The sequence below is a fragment of the Marinobacterium maritimum genome, assembly GCF_039523155.1.
Taxonomy (GTDB): Bacteria; Pseudomonadota; Gammaproteobacteria; order Pseudomonadales; family Balneatricaceae; genus Marinobacterium; species Marinobacterium maritimum.
The window spans coordinates 1-19531 of the sequence record NZ_BAAAET010000004.1; the positions used below are offsets into that span (position 1 = coordinate 1).

Annotated in this window: 22 protein-coding genes; 4 read left to right on the forward strand and 18 right to left on the reverse strand. The window is 57.7% G+C overall.

Features of this window, described 5'->3' with window-relative positions; all coding sequences use genetic code 11:
• Positions 1-323: 323 nt before the first annotated feature.
• From ABD013_RS14590 to ABD013_RS14610, 5 genes are all read right to left on the reverse strand, one after another.
• Positions 324-929: a Yip1 family protein gene (locus ABD013_RS14590; RefSeq protein ID WP_343807449.1), complete on the reverse strand. Its 606-nt coding sequence runs from the start codon at positions 927-929 to the stop codon at positions 324-326.
• 100 nt (positions 930-1029) lie between these two features.
• Positions 1030-1935 carry a heme o synthase gene (gene cyoE / locus ABD013_RS14595; protein WP_343807451.1) on the reverse strand — a complete coding sequence of 302 codons (906 nt, stop codon included), beginning with the start codon at positions 1933-1935 and terminating at the stop codon, positions 1030-1032.
• Entirely contained in the window at positions 1913-2917 is a 1005-nt protein-coding gene (locus ABD013_RS14600; protein ID WP_343807454.1) for a COX15/CtaA family protein, read from the reverse strand. Before ABD013_RS14600 ends, cyoE begins: the two co-directional genes overlap by 23 nt.
• Positions 2914-3360 carry a hypothetical protein gene (locus tag ABD013_RS14605; RefSeq protein ID WP_343807457.1) on the reverse strand — a complete coding sequence of 149 codons (447 nt, stop codon included), beginning with the start codon at positions 3358-3360 and terminating at the stop codon, positions 2914-2916. Before ABD013_RS14605 ends, ABD013_RS14600 begins: the two co-directional genes overlap by 4 nt.
• On the reverse strand, positions 3360-4088 hold the full coding sequence (locus tag ABD013_RS14610; protein WP_343807460.1) for an SURF1 family protein: 729 nt from the start codon (positions 4086-4088) through the stop codon (positions 3360-3362). Before ABD013_RS14610 ends, ABD013_RS14605 begins: the two co-directional genes overlap by 1 nt.
• Before the next feature lie 12 nt (positions 4089-4100).
• Here ABD013_RS14610 and ABD013_RS14615 point away from each other — a divergent pair, with 12 nt between their 5' ends.
• Positions 4101-4304, forward strand: a complete 204-nt coding sequence (locus ABD013_RS14615) for a DUF2909 family protein (RefSeq protein WP_343807463.1) — start codon at positions 4101-4103, stop codon at positions 4302-4304.
• A 3-nt stretch (positions 4305-4307) separates the two neighbouring features.
• Here the strand turns inward: ABD013_RS14615 and ABD013_RS14620 are convergent, their stop codons facing one another.
• From ABD013_RS14620 to msrP, 7 genes are all read right to left on the reverse strand, one after another.
• Positions 4308-5192: a cytochrome c oxidase subunit 3 gene (locus tag ABD013_RS14620; protein ID WP_343807466.1), complete on the reverse strand. Its 885-nt coding sequence runs from the start codon at positions 5190-5192 to the stop codon at positions 4308-4310.
• Complete coding sequence (locus ABD013_RS14625; RefSeq protein WP_343807469.1) at positions 5189-5752, reverse strand: cytochrome c oxidase assembly protein; 564 nt, start codon at positions 5750-5752, stop codon at positions 5189-5191. The genes ABD013_RS14620 and ABD013_RS14625 overlap by 4 nt, the downstream gene beginning before the upstream one ends.
• The gene (gene ctaD, locus ABD013_RS14630) at positions 5749-7350 is read right to left on the reverse strand and encodes a cytochrome c oxidase subunit I (protein ID WP_343807472.1); all 1602 of its coding nucleotides are present in this window, start codon (positions 7348-7350) and stop codon (positions 5749-5751) included. The genes ABD013_RS14625 and ctaD overlap by 4 nt, the downstream gene beginning before the upstream one ends.
• Positions 7347-8492 carry a cytochrome c oxidase subunit II gene (gene coxB / locus ABD013_RS14635; protein WP_343808035.1) on the reverse strand — a complete coding sequence of 382 codons (1146 nt, stop codon included), beginning with the start codon at positions 8490-8492 and terminating at the stop codon, positions 7347-7349. The genes ctaD and coxB overlap by 4 nt, the downstream gene beginning before the upstream one ends.
• A 114-nt stretch (positions 8493-8606) precedes the next feature.
• On the reverse strand, positions 8607-8810 hold the full coding sequence (locus tag ABD013_RS14640) for a DUF2970 domain-containing protein (protein ID WP_343807474.1): 204 nt from the start codon (positions 8808-8810) through the stop codon (positions 8607-8609).
• 5 nt (positions 8811-8815) lie between these two features.
• Positions 8816-9424, reverse strand: a complete 609-nt coding sequence (locus ABD013_RS14645; protein WP_343807476.1) for a protein-methionine-sulfoxide reductase heme-binding subunit MsrQ — start codon at positions 9422-9424, stop codon at positions 8816-8818.
• Entirely contained in the window at positions 9415-10422 is a 1008-nt protein-coding gene (gene msrP / locus ABD013_RS14650) for a protein-methionine-sulfoxide reductase catalytic subunit MsrP (RefSeq protein WP_343807479.1), read from the reverse strand. The genes ABD013_RS14645 and msrP overlap by 10 nt, the downstream gene beginning before the upstream one ends.
• A 212-nt stretch (positions 10423-10634) precedes the next feature.
• On the opposite strand from msrP, the gene ABD013_RS14655 reads away from it, so the two are divergent.
• The gene (locus tag ABD013_RS14655) at positions 10635-11198 is read left to right on the forward strand and encodes a lipid-binding SYLF domain-containing protein (protein ID WP_343807482.1); all 564 of its coding nucleotides are present in this window, start codon (positions 10635-10637) and stop codon (positions 11196-11198) included.
• A gap of 164 nt (positions 11199-11362) precedes the next feature.
• Here ABD013_RS14655 and pssA read toward each other — a convergent pair whose 3' ends face one another.
• The 5 genes from pssA to ilvC form a co-directional block, all read right to left on the reverse strand.
• Positions 11363-12145 (reverse strand): CDP-diacylglycerol--serine O-phosphatidyltransferase, encoded by a 783-nt coding sequence (gene pssA / locus ABD013_RS14660; RefSeq protein ID WP_343807484.1) that lies wholly within the window; start codon positions 12143-12145, stop codon positions 11363-11365.
• Positions 12146-12211: 66 nt separating this feature from the next.
• A complete protein-coding gene (locus ABD013_RS14665) occupies positions 12212-12796 on the reverse strand; it encodes a protoglobin domain-containing protein (RefSeq protein ID WP_343807487.1) in 585 nt (194 codons plus the stop codon).
• 151 nt (positions 12797-12947) lie between these two features.
• Entirely contained in the window at positions 12948-13520 is a 573-nt protein-coding gene (locus tag ABD013_RS14670) for a protoglobin domain-containing protein (protein ID WP_343807490.1), read from the reverse strand.
• A gap of 182 nt (positions 13521-13702) precedes the next feature.
• Positions 13703-14272 carry a protoglobin domain-containing protein gene (locus ABD013_RS14675; protein ID WP_343807493.1) on the reverse strand — a complete coding sequence of 190 codons (570 nt, stop codon included), beginning with the start codon at positions 14270-14272 and terminating at the stop codon, positions 13703-13705.
• A gap of 448 nt (positions 14273-14720) precedes the next feature.
• Complete coding sequence (gene ilvC / locus ABD013_RS14680) at positions 14721-15737, reverse strand: ketol-acid reductoisomerase (RefSeq protein WP_343807496.1); 1017 nt, start codon at positions 15735-15737, stop codon at positions 14721-14723.
• 141 nt (positions 15738-15878) lie between these two features.
• Here ilvC and ilvY point away from each other — a divergent pair, with 141 nt between their 5' ends.
• Positions 15879-16751, forward strand: coding sequence for an HTH-type transcriptional activator IlvY (gene ilvY / locus ABD013_RS14685; protein WP_343807500.1), 873 nt, complete (start codon positions 15879-15881; stop codon positions 16749-16751).
• Between the two features lie 25 nt (positions 16752-16776).
• Positions 16777-18591 carry an SLC13 family permease gene (locus tag ABD013_RS14690; RefSeq protein WP_343807503.1) on the forward strand — a complete coding sequence of 605 codons (1815 nt, stop codon included), beginning with the start codon at positions 16777-16779 and terminating at the stop codon, positions 18589-18591.
• On the opposite strand, the gene ABD013_RS14695 is transcribed toward ABD013_RS14690, so the two are convergent.
• Positions 18592-19419: a dienelactone hydrolase family protein gene (locus ABD013_RS14695; protein ID WP_343807506.1), complete on the reverse strand. Its 828-nt coding sequence runs from the start codon at positions 19417-19419 to the stop codon at positions 18592-18594. It abuts the gene before it with no gap.
• Positions 19420-19531 lie beyond the last annotated feature (112 nt).

Genomic DNA, 19531 nt, shown 5'->3' on the forward strand with positions numbered 1-19531 from the left:
TCAAGCGAGGCGCATATCTTACTACGCCGAGCTTCGATGTCAACCTTTTTTTCGTTTTTGTTTCAGTGCCGAAGCACCTCACAACGAACCGGTTGAAATCAAGGAGGTGAATTCTACATCAGAAATCTTATTGATTTCAAGAACTTACTTCCTTCTCATTTGAGGCTTCAGCGTTTCGCGAACCCTGTCGTCTCAAGCGAGGAGGCGTATTCTACGCATCCCCGAGGAGGAGTCAACGCCTTTCTGTAAAAAGTTCCAAAAAGGTTAAAAACGTAAACAGGCGCACCTTTTCTCAAAAGGGGCGCCTGCCATTAGCGTCCCCTCTACCCCCCTGTGTAGCTCAGCGGTACAAAGGTGCCCCACAGGATCACGGTGGTCGCCAACAGGCCAACCAGTACACACAATCCCACCGTCAGGATCGATGTCGAGAAGAAGAACGCCCTGTCTTCAGGAATCTGCATGATTTCCGGCACACCGGTATATAACAGATAGATGGTATAGGAGAGCGCGATCAAACCGACTATCACATTGAACCACAGCATGGGGTAGAGTCCGGCCAGCCCGGACACGAACAGCGGCGTTGCCGTAAAGGTGGTCAACACCAGGCACTCTTCATAGGACACTTGGCCGCCATAGGTCTTTTCCATCCAGTGTACGGACCAGGCAATAAACCCCACCGCTACCCACATGGCGACATAGAAAGCGATCGCTGCCGGCAGTGCACTGCCGATACTGAGTTTGACGAACTCGGTGCCGCCGAGACTCCAGCCGACCTGAGTGGTACCAATGAACAGCGAAACTGCCGGGATGGCCGCCAGTATGCTGATCTGGGCGAGGAAAACATGCATGGCCGAGTAGTGCTCCTTGCGGATCGCGCGCCACTCCTGTTTCGGATGGTAGAAAACCCCCATCATATGCTGCAAGAACATAGGTCTATCCTCCTTGCAGTCCGGGTATGCCCCGGGCCACATCTTTTTATTGTCGATAGTGCCCGCTTCCGTTCGTTTACTGCTTTATTTTCCCGAAGGGTTATACGAAGAGATGCCCGTAATGGTCTATCAGAAGTATGGCAAACAGCCACATGATGTACACAATGCTGTAACGAAACATTTTCATCGGCACAGCCACTTCAGTTGAACGATATAACTTCAGCGCCCAGTGCAGCAGACGCACATTGATCAACATCACGCCCGCCAGATACAACCAGCCACTCATGCCGGTTACAAAGGGCAGCAACGTCGCGATCAACGTCAGTAACGTGTAAAGCAGGATTTGCACTCGTGTGTAAGGCACACCATGAGTATTGGGCAGCATGGGTACCCCGGCCCGGGCATAGTCATCCCGTCGCGCGATACACAGTGCCCAGAAATGAGGAGGCGTCCAGGCGAAGATGATCAGCATCAGCAACAGCCCCTGGAAGTCGACACTGCCGGTCACCGCAGTCCAGCCCAGCAAAGGTGGCGCTGCACCCGCCACTCCTCCGATCACAATGTTCTGTGGTGTCGCCCGCTTGAGAATCGCGGTATACACCACCGCATAACCGATCAGCGAAGCCAGTGTTAACCACGCCGTGACGCTATTGACGGCGACCTCCAGCAGACTGATCCCGGCTATCCCCAGTACAGCTGCAAACATCAGGGCGTTGCGGGGACTGATACGCCCCTGCGGCAAGGGTCGCCGAGCCGTACGCGCCATACGGCAGTCAATATTGAAATCCAATACATGGTTAACGGCAGCCGCCGACGCCGCCGCCAACCCGACCCCCAGTGATGTCAGCGCCAGCAGTACCGGATCAGGCGCCAGAGGCGCCGCCAAACAGAAGCCGACCACCAGTGTAAGCAACATCACGGCCACAACTTTGAGCTTGCATAGCGCAAGATAGTCACGCCAGGACGCAGAGCCGGTTCGGGGTTCACTGAGCGACAAGGTAGCCATTATTCACCTCCTGAGCGGCGACACGCGCCTTGGAATTCAGATGCAATAGCATCAGCAACAGGGCAACTGCACCGGCATGATGTGCGACAGCCAGTCCCAATGGCAGCAGCCAGATCACGTTGGCGATACCCAACCCCGCCTGCGCCAACAACAGACACCAGTAGCCGCACAATGGCCGCCGCAGGCTGATATTCTTCCAGAGATTTTTTGTCACCAGCAGTGATACCAGTAATAACAACAGCGCACCCAGCCGATGGCTGACCTGGATGGCTGCACGCGCCTCTGCCGGCAACAACCCGCCTTCGTAGTTGGGCCCGATGCTCATTACCGGATTGAGGCCGCTGGCAAAATCGAACTCAACCGGATGATCCCGATGGCAGTACAACCAGTCACTGCACGCCCAGCCTGCGTAGTTGGTACTGGTCCAGCCACCCAGCGCCAGCTGCAGGAATAGTGCCACGCACATAAGCCTTACTCCGGCATGCGGAGACGACTCAACCTCGCCTGCCTCCAGTCGCTTCAGGCGCTGTCGCAACAGCACCAGTAACATCAGTGTCGTCAACCCACCCAGCAGGTGCAGTGTCACTACTATCGGCAGCAGTTGCAGCGTTACCGTCCACATGCCGAAAATCCCCTGGGCAATCACCAGCAGCAAGAGCCCGAATGACAGCAATACGGGATATCCCGGGTCCCGGCGCTGCCTGAAGCCAATCACGGCCAGCCCCAGAATCAAGAGCCCCAGGGTACCGGCCGCATAGCGGTGGATCATCTCGATCCATCCCTTGCGCAGGTCGATCAGTGCGTCGGGGTGTGCTTCGGCCAATTCAGCATGGTCATCCGGCAGTACCCAGGTGCCATAGCAACCCGGCCAGTCGGGGCAGCCCAGTCCAGCGTCATTAAGCCGTGTCCAGCCACCCAGCAACACCACAACCATCGCCAGGCCGATCGCAAGCGTCGTCAGTCGAAGAGGCAAGTTCATCATCCCAGCCTCGATGCCTTGAGCAGGCGCCGCATATCACCCAGCAGGGCCTTGCCTTCGTAGGACAGCGGGTGCTTGATAACCAGGTTGCCCAATGGGTCTACAACCCAAACACCCGGTTCCAGTTCACCCGATGGCACCAGATCGACCCTGACTCGATCCGCCTCTCGCCCAAGTGCATCATGAACCCTCTTCAACGCCTCCAACCGGGCTTCACACGCTTCCGAGCAGCGCGCGTCGTCGACCAGCAGCAAGGACCAATGGCCGGTATGATGGCCAACGTCCCCTCCCCACTCATCAAGTGTGCGGACCGGCTGTACCAGCTCACCCTGGTTGCTGCCTTGTTCGGGCACCCCGACCCCGCTGGCCCAGGCCAACAGCGCCAGCAACACAGGGACAAGCCCTATCCCCCATACAATCCAGAATACACCTCGACTGTTGCTCATCAGCTCACCTCATGTCGCTCCCGGCGCCCAGCCCACACCAGCCAGACACTCAGTGCCAATGCCAAGCCAAACCACTGCACGGCATAACCCAGATGACGCTCCGGCTCGATGCCGGTATATATCCTTTCTCTTGGCAGAATGACGTCACTGACCGCCGTTTTCAGATGCAACACCAAAGGTTCCACCGGCATCGCCAACGCCTCCCTGATTTGCTCAAGATCCAGCGACTGAATACGGCGTGGCCAGCCCGGTTCTATCTGACTTTCTGCCAATGTCACTGATTGCAGTGGCCGCGACAGCACAGCTTCAACCCTGACCCAGCGACGCGCCAGCTCTACTTCAGGCAGCTGCTCCCGAAGTGGTGGTGCTGCGATCCAGCCCAGACTGCCCAGCCACCAGCTGCCTTCATCGACCCGGACAGGTACTACCACTTCATAACCGACTTGCCCCTGCCGGGTTCGATTGTCGAGCAGAAACACTTTTAACGGCACCAGCTCAATCTCCAGCTGCACCGGTACCCATTCATAGTGCTCAAGCCGTTCCAATGCTCCGGTTACCGTAGTCGCGGGAGTGTCATCCAGTTGTTGCAGCCATATTCGCTTCTGTTCGGCTCGCTGTAATTGCCAGCTGCCCAAAAACAGCAGCAAAGGGACCCCCAATAGCCAGAGCCCCAGACGTACATATTTGAACCGGCGGCGGCGATCCGCTTTACTGGAGGTATTCGCCAAGGAGGTTCTCCCATGTTTCGTCTGCTGATTCTGATCCTGTTCATCGCCATCCTGGTTGCCCTGTTCAGCAGCCTCTGGTCACTGCTCAGGCATCCATCCGGTGATGGCACCACCGCCAACCGACTGCTCTGGCGAGTGATTCTCAGTGCACTGCTGATCCTGGCGCTGGTCTACGGTTTCAATACGGGACACCTGCAGCCTCATGCCCCCTGGTAGTCCTCAAAGCACATAGACAAACAGGAAGAGTCCGATCCAGACCACATCAACGAAGTGCCAGTACCAGGCCACGGCCTCAAAACCAAAATGCTGCCGTGAATCGAAATGTCCGACCACAATGCGACCGAGGATGATCATCAGCATCAGAGTACCGAGGGTCACGTGCAGTCCATGAAAACCGGTCAAAATAAAGAAGGTCGCGCCGTAGATGCCGGCATGAAGCGTCAACCCCAGCTCGTGATAGGCCTCGACATATTCGTAGGCCTGGAAGCCAAGGAACACCATCCCCAGCACGATAGTCAGGAACATCCAGCGGCGCACCTGCATACGCTCATCCTTCAGCAGCGCCTTATGCGCCAGCGTCAGGGTGAAACTTGAGGTGACCAGCAGGCAAGTATTGAGCAGCGGGATATGCCAGGGGCTGATCACCGCCTCGGGACCGGGAAAACGCTCCGCATCCGGCGGATTGAACAGCGGCCACTGGGCCGTAAAATCAGGCCAGAGCATCTGACTGACACCCTTGTCGCCCTCCCCGCCCAACCAGGGTACGGCCAACACTCGTACATAGAAAAGCGCACCGAAAAAGGCCGCAAAGAACATCACTTCCGAAAAGATGAACCAGCTCATGCCCCAGCGGAAGGAACGGTCCATCTGTTCGGAATACAACCCACCCCGGCTTTCATGAATCACGTTGCTGAACCAGCCCACCAGGATCAGCCCCATCATCAGCGCCCCTGCCAGCAGCAACACCAATCCAAGACCACCACCCCGATCGGCATTGAGGGCGTTCAACAGTGTTCCGGCACCATAGGCCAGCAAAAAAAGCGCGGTCGAAGCCAGAATCGGCCAACGACTCTGCTCGGGTACATAGTAGGTAGAGCTGCTCATAGCGTTTGCTCCTTCTCAGCCTGCTCCGCCACTGAAACCTCGGGCGAGATATCAAACAGGGTGTAGGACAGCGTCAGCGAGCGGATATGCTCGGGCAGTTGCTTGTCGATGACGAACAACAACGGCATCTCCACCGATTCTCCGGCAAGCAACACCTGCTGTTCGAAGCAGAAACAGTTGACCTTGTGCAGATACTCCGCCGCCTCGGCCGGGGCGACGGACGGGATGGCCTGAGCAACCATGCGCCGGCCAGTGGGGTTGGCCGCATGAAAAGCGGTCTGTTTCATTTCACCCGGATGGGTTTCTATCAGCCCGTCAATCGGGCCAAACTCCCAGGGCATGCCTTCATTGTGGACCGCGATCAAGCGCACCTTGATCTGTCGTGACAGGTCCGGCCCCTCCAGCGCCACAGGCCCGGTCTTGGTAATCTTGCCGTTGAGGCCGGTCACCTCACAGAAAACATCGTATAGCGGTACCAGTGCGAAGCCGAAACCAAACATCAGCACACAACTGAGTATCAGCCGCCGCACCAGACGCCAGTTGTCAGCTTGAGTACTCATCGCAGTGACTCCGGCAGCTTGGGCGGCTCAACAAAGGTGTGATAGGGCGCCGGTGACGGCACCTCCCACTCCAGCCCCTCGGCGCCTTCCCAGGCTCGCGCCTCGGCTTTTTGGCCACCACGCACACAGGCGATCACGTTCCACAGGAAGATCAGCTGCGACAGCCCAAAGATAAAGGCACCAATCGAGGCCACCATATTGAAATCGGCAAACTGCAGCGCATAGTCCGGTATACGGCGCGGCATGCCGGCCAGACCGATGAAGTGCATCGGGAAGAAAGTAATGTTGACGCCGATAAAGCTGAGCCAGAAATGCAGCTTGCCCATGCGTTCATCAAGCATGTGCCCGGTCCACTTCGGCAGCCAGTAATAGGCCCCGGCCATGATGGCGAATACCGCCCCCGGCACCAGCACATAATGGAAATGCGCCACCACGAAATAGGTGTCGTGGTACTGGAAGTCCACCGGTGCAATCGCCAGCATCAACCCCGAAAAGCCGCCAATGGTGAACAGCACCACGAAGGCCAGCGCAAACAGCATCGGCGTTTCGAAGGTCATGGAGCCGCGGAACATGGTCGCCACCCAGTTGAACACCTTCACCCCGGTGGGCACCGCAATCAACATGGTGGCGAACATGAAGAAGAGTTCGCCGGCCAGCGGTATCCCGACGGTGAACATATGATGCGCCCAGACCAGGAAGGACAGGATGGCGATCGAAGCGGTGGCATACACCATCGACGCATAGCCGAACAGCCGCTTGCGGGCGAACGTGGGAATGATCTGACTGACAATGCCGAACGCCGGCAGAATCATGATGTACACCTCGGGGTGACCGAAGAACCAGAACACGTGCTGGAACAGCACCGGGTCACCGCCACCGGCCGCATTGAAGAAGCTGGTACCGAAGTGGATATCCATCAACATCATGGTGACCACCCCGGCCAGCACCGGCATCACCGCGATCAACAGGAAGGCGGTGATCAGCCAGGTCCAGCAGAACAGCGGCAGCTTCATCATCGTCATGCCCGGCGCACGCAGGTTCAAAATGGTCGCGATGATATTAATCGCCCCCATGATCGAACTGATCCCCATCATATGTACGGCGAAGATGAAATAGGTCACGCTGGGGGGCGCATAGGTGGTAGAGAGCGGCGCGTAGAAAGTCCAACCAAAGTTGGGCGCCCCGCCATCCATGAACAGGGTGGAGACCAGCATGGCGAAGGCAAATGGAAGGATCCAGAAGCTCCAGTTATTCATGCGAGGCAGCGCCATGTCAGGCGCGCCGATCATCATCGGTACCATCCAGTTGGCCAGGCCAACGAACGCCGGCATCACGGCACCGAACACCATGATCAGCCCGTGCATGGTGGTCATCTGGTTAAAGAACCCCGGATCCACCAGTTGCAGCCCCGGCTGAAACAGCTCAGCCCGGATCATCAGCGCCATGCAACCACCGATGAAGAACATCAGCAGGCTGAACCAGAGATACAGGGAGCCTATATCCTTGTGGTTGGTGGTGAACAGCCAACGCCCTACCCCCTTTGCCGGGCCATGATGTTCATGCTCTGCTGCATGCAGGGTCGTATCCAGCGTACTCATTGCTCAGCCTCCCCTGTTGACGGTTCCAGCAGACGCATGATCTGCGCCGGGGATACCGCCTCGCCAAGGCTATTGCCCCAGGCGTTGCGTTCATAGGTAATCACTGCCGCCAGCTCGGTGGCACTGAGCTGGTCACGGAACGCCTGCATGGCGGTACCGCTCTTGCCATTGAGGACGATATCGATATGGCCGGCCACATCCCCGGTCGCCACCGGGCTACCCTTGAGCGCCGGGAAGGCCCCGGGGACACCCTCACCCGTCGGCAGGTGGCAGGCCGCACAGGCTCGCAGGTAAACCTGCTCACCCTGCTGCATCAATTCATCCAGCGTCCAGGTCCGCTCGGCGGCAGCTGCCTGGCTCTGTTTTTCAGCCTGAGCATCCACCAGCCACTGCTTGAAATCGTCCTGACTGACCGCTTCGATCACGACCGGCATGAAACCGTGATCCTTGCCACAGAGCTCGGCACACTGGCCACGGTAGATGCCCGGCTCGTCGATGATCGTCCAAGCCTCGTTGATGAACCCTGGGATGGCGTCCTTTTTCACCGCCAGCGCCGGCACCCACCAGCTGTGGATAACATCGTTGGAGGTGAGCAGGAAACGGATCTTGGTCCCCACCGGCAATACCAGGTGGCGATCCACCTCGAGCAGGTAGTGTTCCTGCTTCTCAGCCTCATTGCTGATCTGCTCGCGCGGAGTCGAGAGGTTACTGAAAAAATTCAGATCATGGTCCAGATAGTCGTAGCGCCACTTCCACTGATAACCGGTTATCTGTACATCCAGTTCGGCCTCGGAAGGGTCGTACATCTTGACCAGTGTCGCGGTGGCCGGCACCGCCATGCCAACCAGAATCAGCAGTGGAATGATCGTCCAGATCACTTCGACCAGCGTATTCTCGTGGAAGTTGTGGGCTTGAGCACCGCGCGATTTGCGGTGGTGAAAGATCGACCAGAACATGACACCAAACACCACCAGGGCGATGGCGACGCAGATCCAGAAGATCGTCATATGCAGGTCGAAAACCGAACGGCTGACATCCGTGACACCAGGTGTCAGATTGACGGTCCATTCCGCATGTGCCGAAGCGGAGTACAGCGTCAACCCGAGCCCCAAGCCGATGGTTGTTATTATTGTCCTTACCATCATTCAGGCCTCCCCCGTATTGACCCCGAGGAAGGCTCATCGTGCTCCCTCACAGGTGATCCGGTTAACTCGAGTATAGCAGGCCGTCTGAAAGCGCAAGTTCAGGACGCTGATTCAGGCCCCCGCCAGAATCAGCGCCCAGCGCACCAGCAGAATGATGGATATGACGAACAGGGCTGCCATCAACAGCCCAATCAGGATGTAATGCACGGGGCGCCCGCCGTTGAAATCGCGTTCGCGGTTACGTTCGGACTGCACCCCGAAAAAGCTGGACAGCACGCTGAGCAGCGTCTGCCAAAGGGTTGGCTTATCGGACATGACGATCACCTCCACTTGAGGTATAGGCGATAGCCGAGCAGAAAGGCCAGTATGAGGGCATAGATCAGTACTTCCAGATAGCCGGCCCGAATCAACCAGGCAAAGTGCAGCAACACCAATAATGCTATTGGGTAGACCAGCCAATGCAGTGTTTTCCAGCGCTTGCCCAAACGCCGCTGCCAGCCCTGGGTCGAGGTGATGCCCAGCGGCAGCAACAGCACCCAGGCGCTGAAGCCGACGATGATGTAGGGGCGTTCAGTCAGCTCACGCACCAGCAAGTCCGGCCGCCAGCCGAGAATGAACGTTGCCACGGCCAGCAGATGCAGGGTGGCATAGAACAGCGCATACAAGCCGAGCATACGCCGGTAGCGTTGCAACCAGCCCAGGCCAAACAGCCGCCTTGCGGGTGTCACCGCCAGGGTTATCCACAGATAGCGCAGCGCCCAGATACCAAGGAAGGTGACAATCACTTGGGCGGGATCGGCACCCAGCTTTTGCTGTACTGCCTGCAGGCTGATCCACCCCAATGGCAACAGGCTACCGACAAAAATCAACGACCAGAACAGCCAGCGACCAACCGAGTGACGATGAACAGCAGCAACACTCAATACCATTTGCGCAGATCCATGCCAGTGTAGAGATGGGCCACCTGATCGGCATAGCCGTTGAACGGCTGAGTGTCGATGATATTGGGACTGAACAGCGAAGACGGCAGGCGTCGTTCGGTGGACTGGCTCCAGCGCGGATGGTCCACCGCCGGATTCACATTGGCGTAGAAACCATACTCACCGGGCGCCGTGCGGTTCCAGCTGGTTGGCGGCATCTGTTCGGTCAAGTGGATGCGCACAATCGACTTGATGCTCTTGAAGCCGTACTTCCAGGGCACCACCAGCCGCAAGGGTGCTCCGTTTTGTGGCGGCAGCGCATCACCATAGACCCCTACCGCCAGCATGGTCAGCGGATGCATCGCCTCGTCCATACGCAACCCTTCCACATAGGGCCAGTCGATAGTGCCGAAACGAGACCGCTGACCGCGCATCTGCTCGGGATCATGCAGTGTAGTAAACGCCACATAACGGGCGTTGCCGGTGGGTTCAAAACGTTTGAGCAGGGAGGCCAGCGGAAAGCCGACCCAGGGGATCACCATCGACCAGGCCTCGACACAGCGCAGGCGGTAGATCCGCTCTTCCAGGTCGATGCCCTTAAGCAGGTCCTCCAGATGATAACGCCCCGGCTGGTGTACTTCGCCGCTGATTTCGACACTCCAGGGGTCGGTTTGCAGTGACTGTGCATACGCTTTGGGATCCCCCTTGCCCAAACCGAATTCGTAGAAATTGTTATAACCGGTGACGTGCTCGTAGGGGGTCATTTTTTCATCAGTAGAGAGACCGGCCGATTGTGTGGCCGCCCTCAACTTCTGCTGCAGCCAGTCAGGACCGGGATAACGTACCTGCTCGTCATCCAGGGCAGCACGCGACAGTGCAGCGGCAGGCCCGCTCATCAGCAGCGCCCCACCGGCTGCCAGGCCTTTGATGAATTGACGTCGCTGTCGGTAAACCGACTCAGGCGTGATTTCGGAGGAGGTTATATCAGGGGCTTGGCGAATCAACATGGGAAACTCCTGCAACAATACGCAATATTAGACACAGCATACGTAGCCGGTTCCGTTGTTGCTCACATCGCCCATAAAAAGCGGTATGGGTGCTGCAGGGAAAGCAGCTTTGTTCCCAAGTATCCAATACTGCATGAATTGTTATTACCCCGCTTGAATCCCCCCTAAACAGCACTATCTTTATTGTTAAACACGAAATAAGAAGGTTGATTATGGCGCTTGCTCGATGGGTCACAGTGCTACTGATCAGCATCACACTCGCTGCCTGCGCCTCCATGGGCCCCGGCAGCAACGCGGATAAGAAGGCACAGATTCTTGCCATGAAAGATGAGGTGCTAACTCAGCTCTATGCCCTCAAACCCTATACCCGTTCACAAATCAATTCAGCTCCCGGGTTCGCTGTTTTCAGTAATGCCAATGTGAACCTGATCCTGATTGCGGCTGGCACGGGCTATGGCGTGGTAGAAAACCGGCAGACAGGCCAGCATACCTACATGAATATGGCTGAAGGCGGAATCGGGCTGGGCCTTGGTGCCAAGGACTACCGCATTGTGATGGTCTTCCATACCATTGCCGCCATGAATCACTTTATCAATAGTGGCTGGACCGTCGGGGGAAATGCCGATGCGGCAGCAAAGGCTTCGGATAAAGGCGGCTCAGTCGAAGGCGAGGCTTATTATGGTGATGTTTCCGTGTACACCTTCACGGAGTCAGGATTAGCCCTGCAGGCCACGATCAAGGGAGTAAGGTTCTGGAAAGACAAAGAGCTTAATTGAATGACGTAAACCTGATTCGGAACACGTCAGTCCTTGGACAGACGTATGCCCTATACCAGCCATAACGTCCTGTTATCCGATGTTTTAGAGTCACTTTTCGGGGTGCGCCATTACGCTAACAACGTGAAAGCGTAATGGCTTGGCCTGAGCCTGATATTCGGTGCTTATCCCCGCTGACGCGTACGTCGCAAGACCCACAGAACAGGGCCGGAGAGGCTGTAGCAGAGGAACAGCACCCACAGCGATACCGAAGTGCTGATCGAGATGATGCCCAGGCAGAGCACGATCACCGCGAGGATCCAGAATGGCACCTTGCCCCGGAAATCCACGTCCTTGAAGCTGTAGTAGAGCGTGTTGCTGACCATCAGCACCCCGGCCAGGGCCACGAACAGCGCGATCAAATACTCCCAACCAGTGACATTGAGATTGAATTCGTCACAAACCCACACCATACCGGCCACGGTAGCGGCGGCGGCGGGGCTGGGCAGGCCAATGAAGTAACGCTTGTCGACCGAGCCGATCTGGGTATTGAATCGGGCCAGACGCAAGGCACCACCGGCGGCATAGATGAAGGCGGCGAAAAAGCCCAGCTTGCCGATGTCACCCAGTGCCCAGTTGTAGGCCACCAGTGCCGGCGCCACGCCGAAGGAGACCATGTCTGACAGGGAATCGTACTCGGCCCCGAACTGACTCTGGGTGTTGGTCATGCGCGCCACGCGGCCGTCCAGCCCATCGAGCAGCATGGCGACGAAGACGGCGATGGCCGCTGCTTCGAACTGGCCGTTCATGCCGGCCACGATGGCGTAGAAACCTGAGAACAGCGCCCCGGTGGTGAACAGGTTGGGCAGCAGATAAACCCCGCGACGACGTCGGGGACTGGTGTTCGAGGCTGCCTGTTCCGCCCCGTTTTCGGGCTCCGTCACCGGCTCCTGCGGCTGATCATTCATGATGTAACCTCTGTCAAAACGCTGAACCTGCATTCTACTCGACAGAGGCACTCAAGCCCAATGCCATCAGGCTGCGGCACTGCCCTTATCGTCCTTGTAGGCTGCTGCCAGATTATTGAACAGGGCTCGGCTGATGCCGGTAATGGCCATGAACTTGTCCAGCTCCTGTGCCAGCAGCGAACTCTGATAGGACTCCTGCATGATGATCAGACAGAAGCCGGTGACACCGTTGACTGCCTTGACCATACGCCCCAGCAGTTCGACATCATCAGCATAGACCTGAGTCAGAATGGGGATCAGGTGCTTCTTGATCAGCAGCGTTCCGCTGGACATGAACTCCACCGGCAGCTTGACCTGCACATGCACCTCGCCCACCTTGTGCATGCGGGCGGCAAAAGCTTCGTCATAGGGGCCACTGAATACAGTCTCCAGCCAAGCCTTGTGGGTCGCCTTCAGCGCGTCAATACGTCCTTCCAGAAAGGGCGCCGCCGCCGGGATCTGTTGCAGATCCTGGTAGAACTGCTCGGTTACCGCGCTCAGGTAGGGTATCAGCTTGGCGCCTTCGGCCATCAATACCTGTTCATCTTCCGCATCAAACCCTGAGCATGCCTTGCCACGCTCACAAAGAGCCGCGAAGTTGATCTGACTCATATGAGTACATTCCTTGAAATAAAGGTTAAACAAAACCGTAACGAGCAGCGGTTAAAGCCCGCCATTCTCGCATGGTTATTCCAAATATCAAGGAGATCAGAACAGGCCGGCCTGACCCGGTACTACCGGCAGGTCGGCTTGTTGTTCGCGGTCAGCCCGCCGAGACGCCGTTTTTCTCCCGGTAGGCCGCCGCCAGATTGGCATAGAGCGCTTCACTGATACCGGTCACATCCATGAAGCGATCCAGTTCATGTTCACGATAGGAGGTTTGCATGATAATCAGGCAGTAGGTGGTCACCGCATTGACCGCCTTCATTCGGCTGCTCAACGTAACCAGGTCCTCTCCGCAAACCCGGGCCAGTACCGGGATCAGGTGCTTGCCGATCAGACCAATGCCGCTGGCCATGAAGCGTTCAGGCAAGCGCACTTCGACATGTACCACACCGACATGGTGCATATAGGCGGCAAAGTCAGCATCGTAGGGGCCGGTAAAAATCCGCTCCAGCCAGCGTCGATGTGTGGCCTTGAGCGCATCCAGTCGCCCTTCGAGAAACGGCTGGGCTTCCTCGATACGCCCCAACTCTTCATAGAAAGCTTCGGTCACAGCATCCAGTTCAGCTACCAGCAGGGAGTGCGCCCCTGCCAGTACCTGTTCATCTTCGGTGTCGAATCCTGAAAACTGCTTGGCTTGCTGATTGAGCTGGGAAAAATCGATTTTTCGCATTGATAGTGTCGTCCTTGCGGCCAGGCGCACACACGCTGCATGCACCACTCCGTTGCATAAATAGTGTCAAATGACTTTGTTACGATTCAGCATTGCTGTCAAGAGACGCCTGAGCCCGACTCAGGCCGGGCTCAGGCAGGCAGATAAATAGAGGCTGGCGAATACAGGCTGGGGTGAAACGATCAGGCAGCACGCTCCCGGGAGTTGCGATAGGCCGCAGCCAGGTTGTTGTACAGTACTCGGCTGATCCCGGTAACCTCCATGAAACGCTCCAGTTCATGGCCACGGTAGGATTCCAGCATGATCAGCAGGCAGAAGCTGGTGGCGGCATTAAGCGCCTTGAGCAGCGGCCCAACCATTTCCGGTTCAGCCCGATAGATCTGTGGCAGCAAAGGAATCAGATGCTTGTTGATCAGGCCAATGCCGCTGGTCATGAATTTTTCCGGAAGTTTCACCTCCACATGGACCACACCTACATGGTGCATATAGGCGGCAAAATCTGCATCGTAGGGGCCCTGGAAGATTTTGCTGAGCCAGGCCGTATGGGTCGTTTTCAGCGCATCGATACGCCCTTCCAGAAAAGGCAGCGCTTCGGGAATGGTTTGAAGTTCAGTGTAGAAGGCGTCAGTGACCGTGTTCAGATAGGGGGATAAGCGTTGTGCCTCCTGAGCCAGAATGGCAGCGTCTTCAGGCTCAAAACCCGAATACGCTTTCGCCTGTTCACACAAGGCAGAAAAGTCGATGGTAGACATAGTAAAGTGCATCCTTGACTGATGATAGCGTGTGCTGCATCCGGTCACCGCACAAGCCCGTGCTGCGCTATCGTCTGTTATTTTTATTAGTCGCAACCATTGATAGCACGGAGCCGTGCGAGATCAAGCACACGACATGCAATTCACGACCTGGATCAATGAAAGGTGATCTACAGATCATACTTTGGGTGACACCCGAGGCAGACAGAGCCGGGTATCTCCATGGCTAAAGCAGAAGCCACGCCAAAACCTTGCAAACATTATGGTTACTGTAGATGACAGAATTATTGCTGATAATCAGCAACACTTACCGGGCAAGTCATGAGCAAAAATGGTGCGCTATTGCACCAGTAATGAGCAGATAGGGTAATGCGGCGGGAAATGAGGGGATAGAACGCAAACTGCCGGGCAAGAGCCCGGCAGTGGAGAAAGGATGCAAATCAGTGCATCAGTTCTTTTCTTTGTCGACCAGCTTGTTGGCAGCGATCCACGGCATCATCGCACGCAGTTTCTCACCGGTCTGTTCGATCGGGTGAGCCGCGTTGTTACGACGACGGGCAGTCATGGACGGGTAGTTGGTCTGGCCTTCAGAGATGAACATCTTGGCATATTCACCGTCCTGAATGCGTTTCAGCGCGTTGCGCATCGCTTCACGGGACTGCTCGTTGATCACCTCAGGGCCGGTTACGTACTCGCCGTACTCAGCGTTGTTGGAGATAGAGTAGTTCATGTTGGCGATGCCGCCTTCGTACATCAGGTCGACGATCAGCTTCAGCTCGTGCAGACACTCGAAGTATGCCATTTCCGGAGCGTAACCCGCTTCAGTCAGGGTTTCGAAGCCCATCTTGACCAGCTCAACGGCGCCGCCACACAGAACAGCCTGCTCACCGAACAGGTCGGTTTCAGTCTCGTCCTTGAAGGTAGTTTCGATGATACCTGAACGGCCACCGCCAACGCCCATGGCGTAGGACAGAGCCACTTCTTTGGCAGAACCGGAAACGTCACGGAAGATCGCGATCAGGTCGGGGATACCACCGCCTTTGACGAATTCGTTACGCACAGTGTGACCCGGCGCTTTCGGCGCGATCATGATCACGTCCAGGTCAGCACGCGGCTCAACCTGGTTGTAGTGTACGGAGAAACCGTGAGCGAACGCCAGGGTAGCACCCTGCTTGATGTTCGGCTCGATCTCTTCCTTGTACAGCTGGCCCTGGAATTCGTCCGGAGTCAGGATCATAACCAGGTCAGCAGAAGCAACAGCGTCAGCTACATCAGCGACTTTCAGACCGTGAGCTTCAGCCTTGGCACGGGAAGAAGAACCGGCACGCAGACCAACGGTCACATCAACACCGGAGTCTTTCAGGTTGCACGCGTGCGCGTGGCCCTGAGAACCGTAGCCGATGATAGAAACTTTTTTGCCCTGGATGATGGAAAGATCACAGTCTTTATCGTAATAAACCTGCATGGTTCTGATCCTTTGACTTGAATAAAGTGATTCGGGTGCTGTTAGCCGCAATGACTATAGCAATGGTGACTACATTAAGGGATCCTTCCCGTTGCGTAAAATGATATATTTGAAACATTACATTTCATTAAACGAAATATTATGGATACCCGCTCCCTGCGCCTGTTCCTGAATCTGGCCGAGACGCTGCACTTCGGCCGCAGCAGTGAAGCCTGCCATGTCAGCCCCTCCACTCTGAGTCGGGCCATCAAGCAGCTGGAAGAATCATTGGGCGTGGAATTGTTCCTGCGCGACAACCGCAGCGTGCAATTGACCCAGGAAGGGGTTCGCTTTGCCCAGTACGCCCGCGAGACCCTGCAGCAGTGGGAGCAGATCCGCAACTCCCTGCTCGAAGGCGCCAGCGAATTGCGCGGTGAAATCAGCGTCTACTGCTCGGTCACGGCCAGTTACAGCTTTCTCTATTCACTGCTGAGTCGCTTCAGGCAGCTTTATCCACAAGTGGAGATCAAGCTGCACACCGGTGATCCCGAACACGCGGTTGCTCGCGTCCAGAATGGCCGCGAGGAGATCTCCATCGCCGCCCGCCCGGCACAGCTGCCGTCGGGCATCGCCTTCCGGCCACTGGACCGTACCCCCTTGCTGTTCATCGCACCTGTCGAGCAGGCCTTCAACCAGCACGACTGGCGGCACCAGCCGATGATCCTGCCGGAAAGCGGCATCTCCCGTGAGCGCATCAACCAATGGTTCGCCAGCCAGCAGATACAGCCCGACATCTATGCTCAGGTCACCGGCAACGAGGCGATCGTCAGCATGGTCAGCCTCGGCTTTGGCATCGGCGTGGTACCTCAGATCGTGCTCGACAATAGTCCACTGGCCGACCGGGTGGAGGTGCTGGCGGTAGAACCGGCGCTGGAACCCTACGAGATCGGACTCTTTGCCCAGGAGCGCAAGTTGCGCTCACCGATTATCCATGCGTTCTGGTCCCTGCTGGACCCGGAGCACGAACCAACCTGACCCTGCCCCACCACAGGAGCCCCCGATGACAACGGATATGTGGATCGTTTTTACGCTGCTCGCGGGCGCCATCGCCCTGTTTCTGAGCGATCGTATACGTATGGACCTGGTGGCGCTGCTGCTGGTGGTCTGCCTGGCCCTGAGCGGTATCATCACACCGGCCGAGGCCGTGTCCGGTTTTGGCGAACCGGTGGTGGTGATGATTGCCGCCCTGTTCGTGGTCGGTGAAGGCCTGTTGCGCACCGGTATCGCCAGTGCCACCGGCAGCTGGCTGTTGCGCGTAGGTGGTGGCAGCGAAACCCGGCTACTGCTGTTTCTGCTACCGGTCGTCGCACTGCTGTCCGCTTTCATGAGTTCCACCGGTGCCGTGGCCCTGTTGCTGCCCGTGGTGATGAGTCTGTCGCGCCGCTCCGGCTTCGCCCCCTCCCGTCTGCTGATGCCACTGGCCTTTGCCGCTCTGATCGGCGGCATGCTGACCCTGATCGGCACTCCGCCCAACATCATCGTCAGCGGCCAGATGCGCAGCAGCGGTCTGGAGCCTTTCGGCTTCTTCGACTTCACCCCTGTGGGGCTGGCGGTGCTAGTAGTCGGCATGGCCTACCTGATCCTGATCGCTCGACGACTGCTGCCGAATCATCCGCTTGCAGCAGACGAGCGCCAGGGTATTCGCGCGCTTTATGAACGCTATAACCTGTCACGTCAGTTGCACCGGCTTGAAGTCCTGCCGGGCAGTCCGCTGGCACAGAAAACGCCGGCCGAAGCCCTGCTCCGCACCGAATACGAGGTCACACTGATTGCAATTTCTCGTAGCGGCGGCTGGCTGCCCAGCCTGATCCCGGTACTGGCCAATACCCGCATGCAGTACGCTGACCAGCTGCTGGTCTATGCCGACAGTGATCGACTCGAACGCATCTGCCGGGAACAGGCGCTGACCGCTCTCGATTGCCCGGCCAGTGCCGTGAGCCGCCTGGAACAGAGCACCGGCCTGGCCGAAGTGCTGCTGTCACCGGACTCCAAATTCTGTGGCCAGACCCTGAAACAGTTGCGCTTGCGCGAGCGGCTGGGGTTAAGCGTCATCGGCCTGCGCCGCAACCGGGAATGTTGCCCACTGGAGTTTGCCAGTACCGAACTGGCCGCTGGTGATACCCTGCTGCTGGCCGGCAGCTGGGAACGCATTCGTAGCTTGAGCCAGAGCCGTGAGCTGGTGGTATTGAACCTGCCCCCGGAACTGGAGGAAGTACCGACCCACGGCAGCAAGGCGCCGTTGGCACTGGGCATTCTGGGCGCCATGCTGGTGTGCATGACCAGCGGCTGGCTGGACAACCTCAGCGCGATCCTGCTGGCCGCACTGGCGATGATCCTGAGCGGCTGCGTCAACCTCAAGGAAGCCTACCGCTCCTTTAACGCCACCAGCCTGATCCTGATCGCCGGCATGCTGCCGATGGCACTGGCGATGGAGCGCAGCGGCGCCCTGGACTATCTGGTGCGACATCTGGTCGGGCTGATCGGTGACAGTGAGCCACTGCTGCTTTGCGCCAGCCTCTTCCTGCTCACCTCTGTGCTGAGCCAGTTCATCTCCAACACGGCCACCACGGTGCTGGTGGCACCGGTCGCGTTGAGCACGGCTCAGTTGCTGGGCATCAACCCGGAACCGGTGATGATCTCGGTCGCGATTGCCGCGTCTACCGCCTTCGCCACGCCGATCGCCTCACCGGTCAACACCCTGGTCGTGACCGCAGGCGGCTACCGCTTTGCCGATTTTGCCCGGGTTGGAATTCCGCTGCAGCTGATCGCACTGGTGCTGACCCTGCTGCTGACGCCGCTGCTGTTCCCGTTCTGATCAGCCATCCAGATAGCGGTGCAAAAAGGCCAGGGAGCGCGACCAGGCCAGCGCCGCATTCTCGTCGTCGTAGCGCGCACCGGTAGGGTTGGCAAAGGCATGATCGGCCACATACCAGTGCACCTCAAGATCGGTCTTGCCGGCCTCGGCCATGGCGCGTTGGAAATCACCCACCATTGCCTCGTCGATACTCTTGTCCAGCGTGGCGAAGTGGCCCAGCACCGGACTGCGCAGAGCCGCTAATTGCTCGGCGCTACGGCGCACATTGCCATAGTAGATAATGGTGGCATCCACCGGCCTCGCCAGGGAGGCATCCAGCGACCAGCCACCACCGTAGCACCAGCCCAGGGTGGCGACCTTGCCGTTGCTGCGCTCGTGCTGGCGCAACCAGTCGACCCAGCCGGTCAGAGTAGCGATCCCTTCCGCCTCGTTGACGGCGCTCTTGAGCGCCAGTGCCTGCTCGCGGTTTTCAGCGACACCGCCGCCATACAGATCCACCGCCAGCGCCATGAATCCCTGCTCGGCCAGCTCGTTCGCGACGGCCTTGATCGAATCGTTCAGCCCCCACCATTCATGGATCAACACTACCGCCGGGAAGGGACCCTCACCTTCAGGCAGGGCAAGATGCGCCCTGACCTGGAGGCCGCCCGGCAGAGCCAGGGAAACCTCTTCCGTTCGCTGTCCCGCCGCCTTCGCCAACAACGGATCAGCCAAGACCACGGCCAGTGGCAGGCTCGCCATACCTTTCAGAAACAGCCGCCGACGGGCAGAGGTCACTTGCAGCTCTGGTCCCGCTTCAGTCGTACCACACCCTCGCAAATCACACATTGCACACCTCCTGTCCGGGTTTACACAACACTATAGACAGAACTGGATACGCCTGTTTTGACAGTTCCACGCACCCGCGGGCACAAAAAGACAAAAACGTTTTCCACCAGTT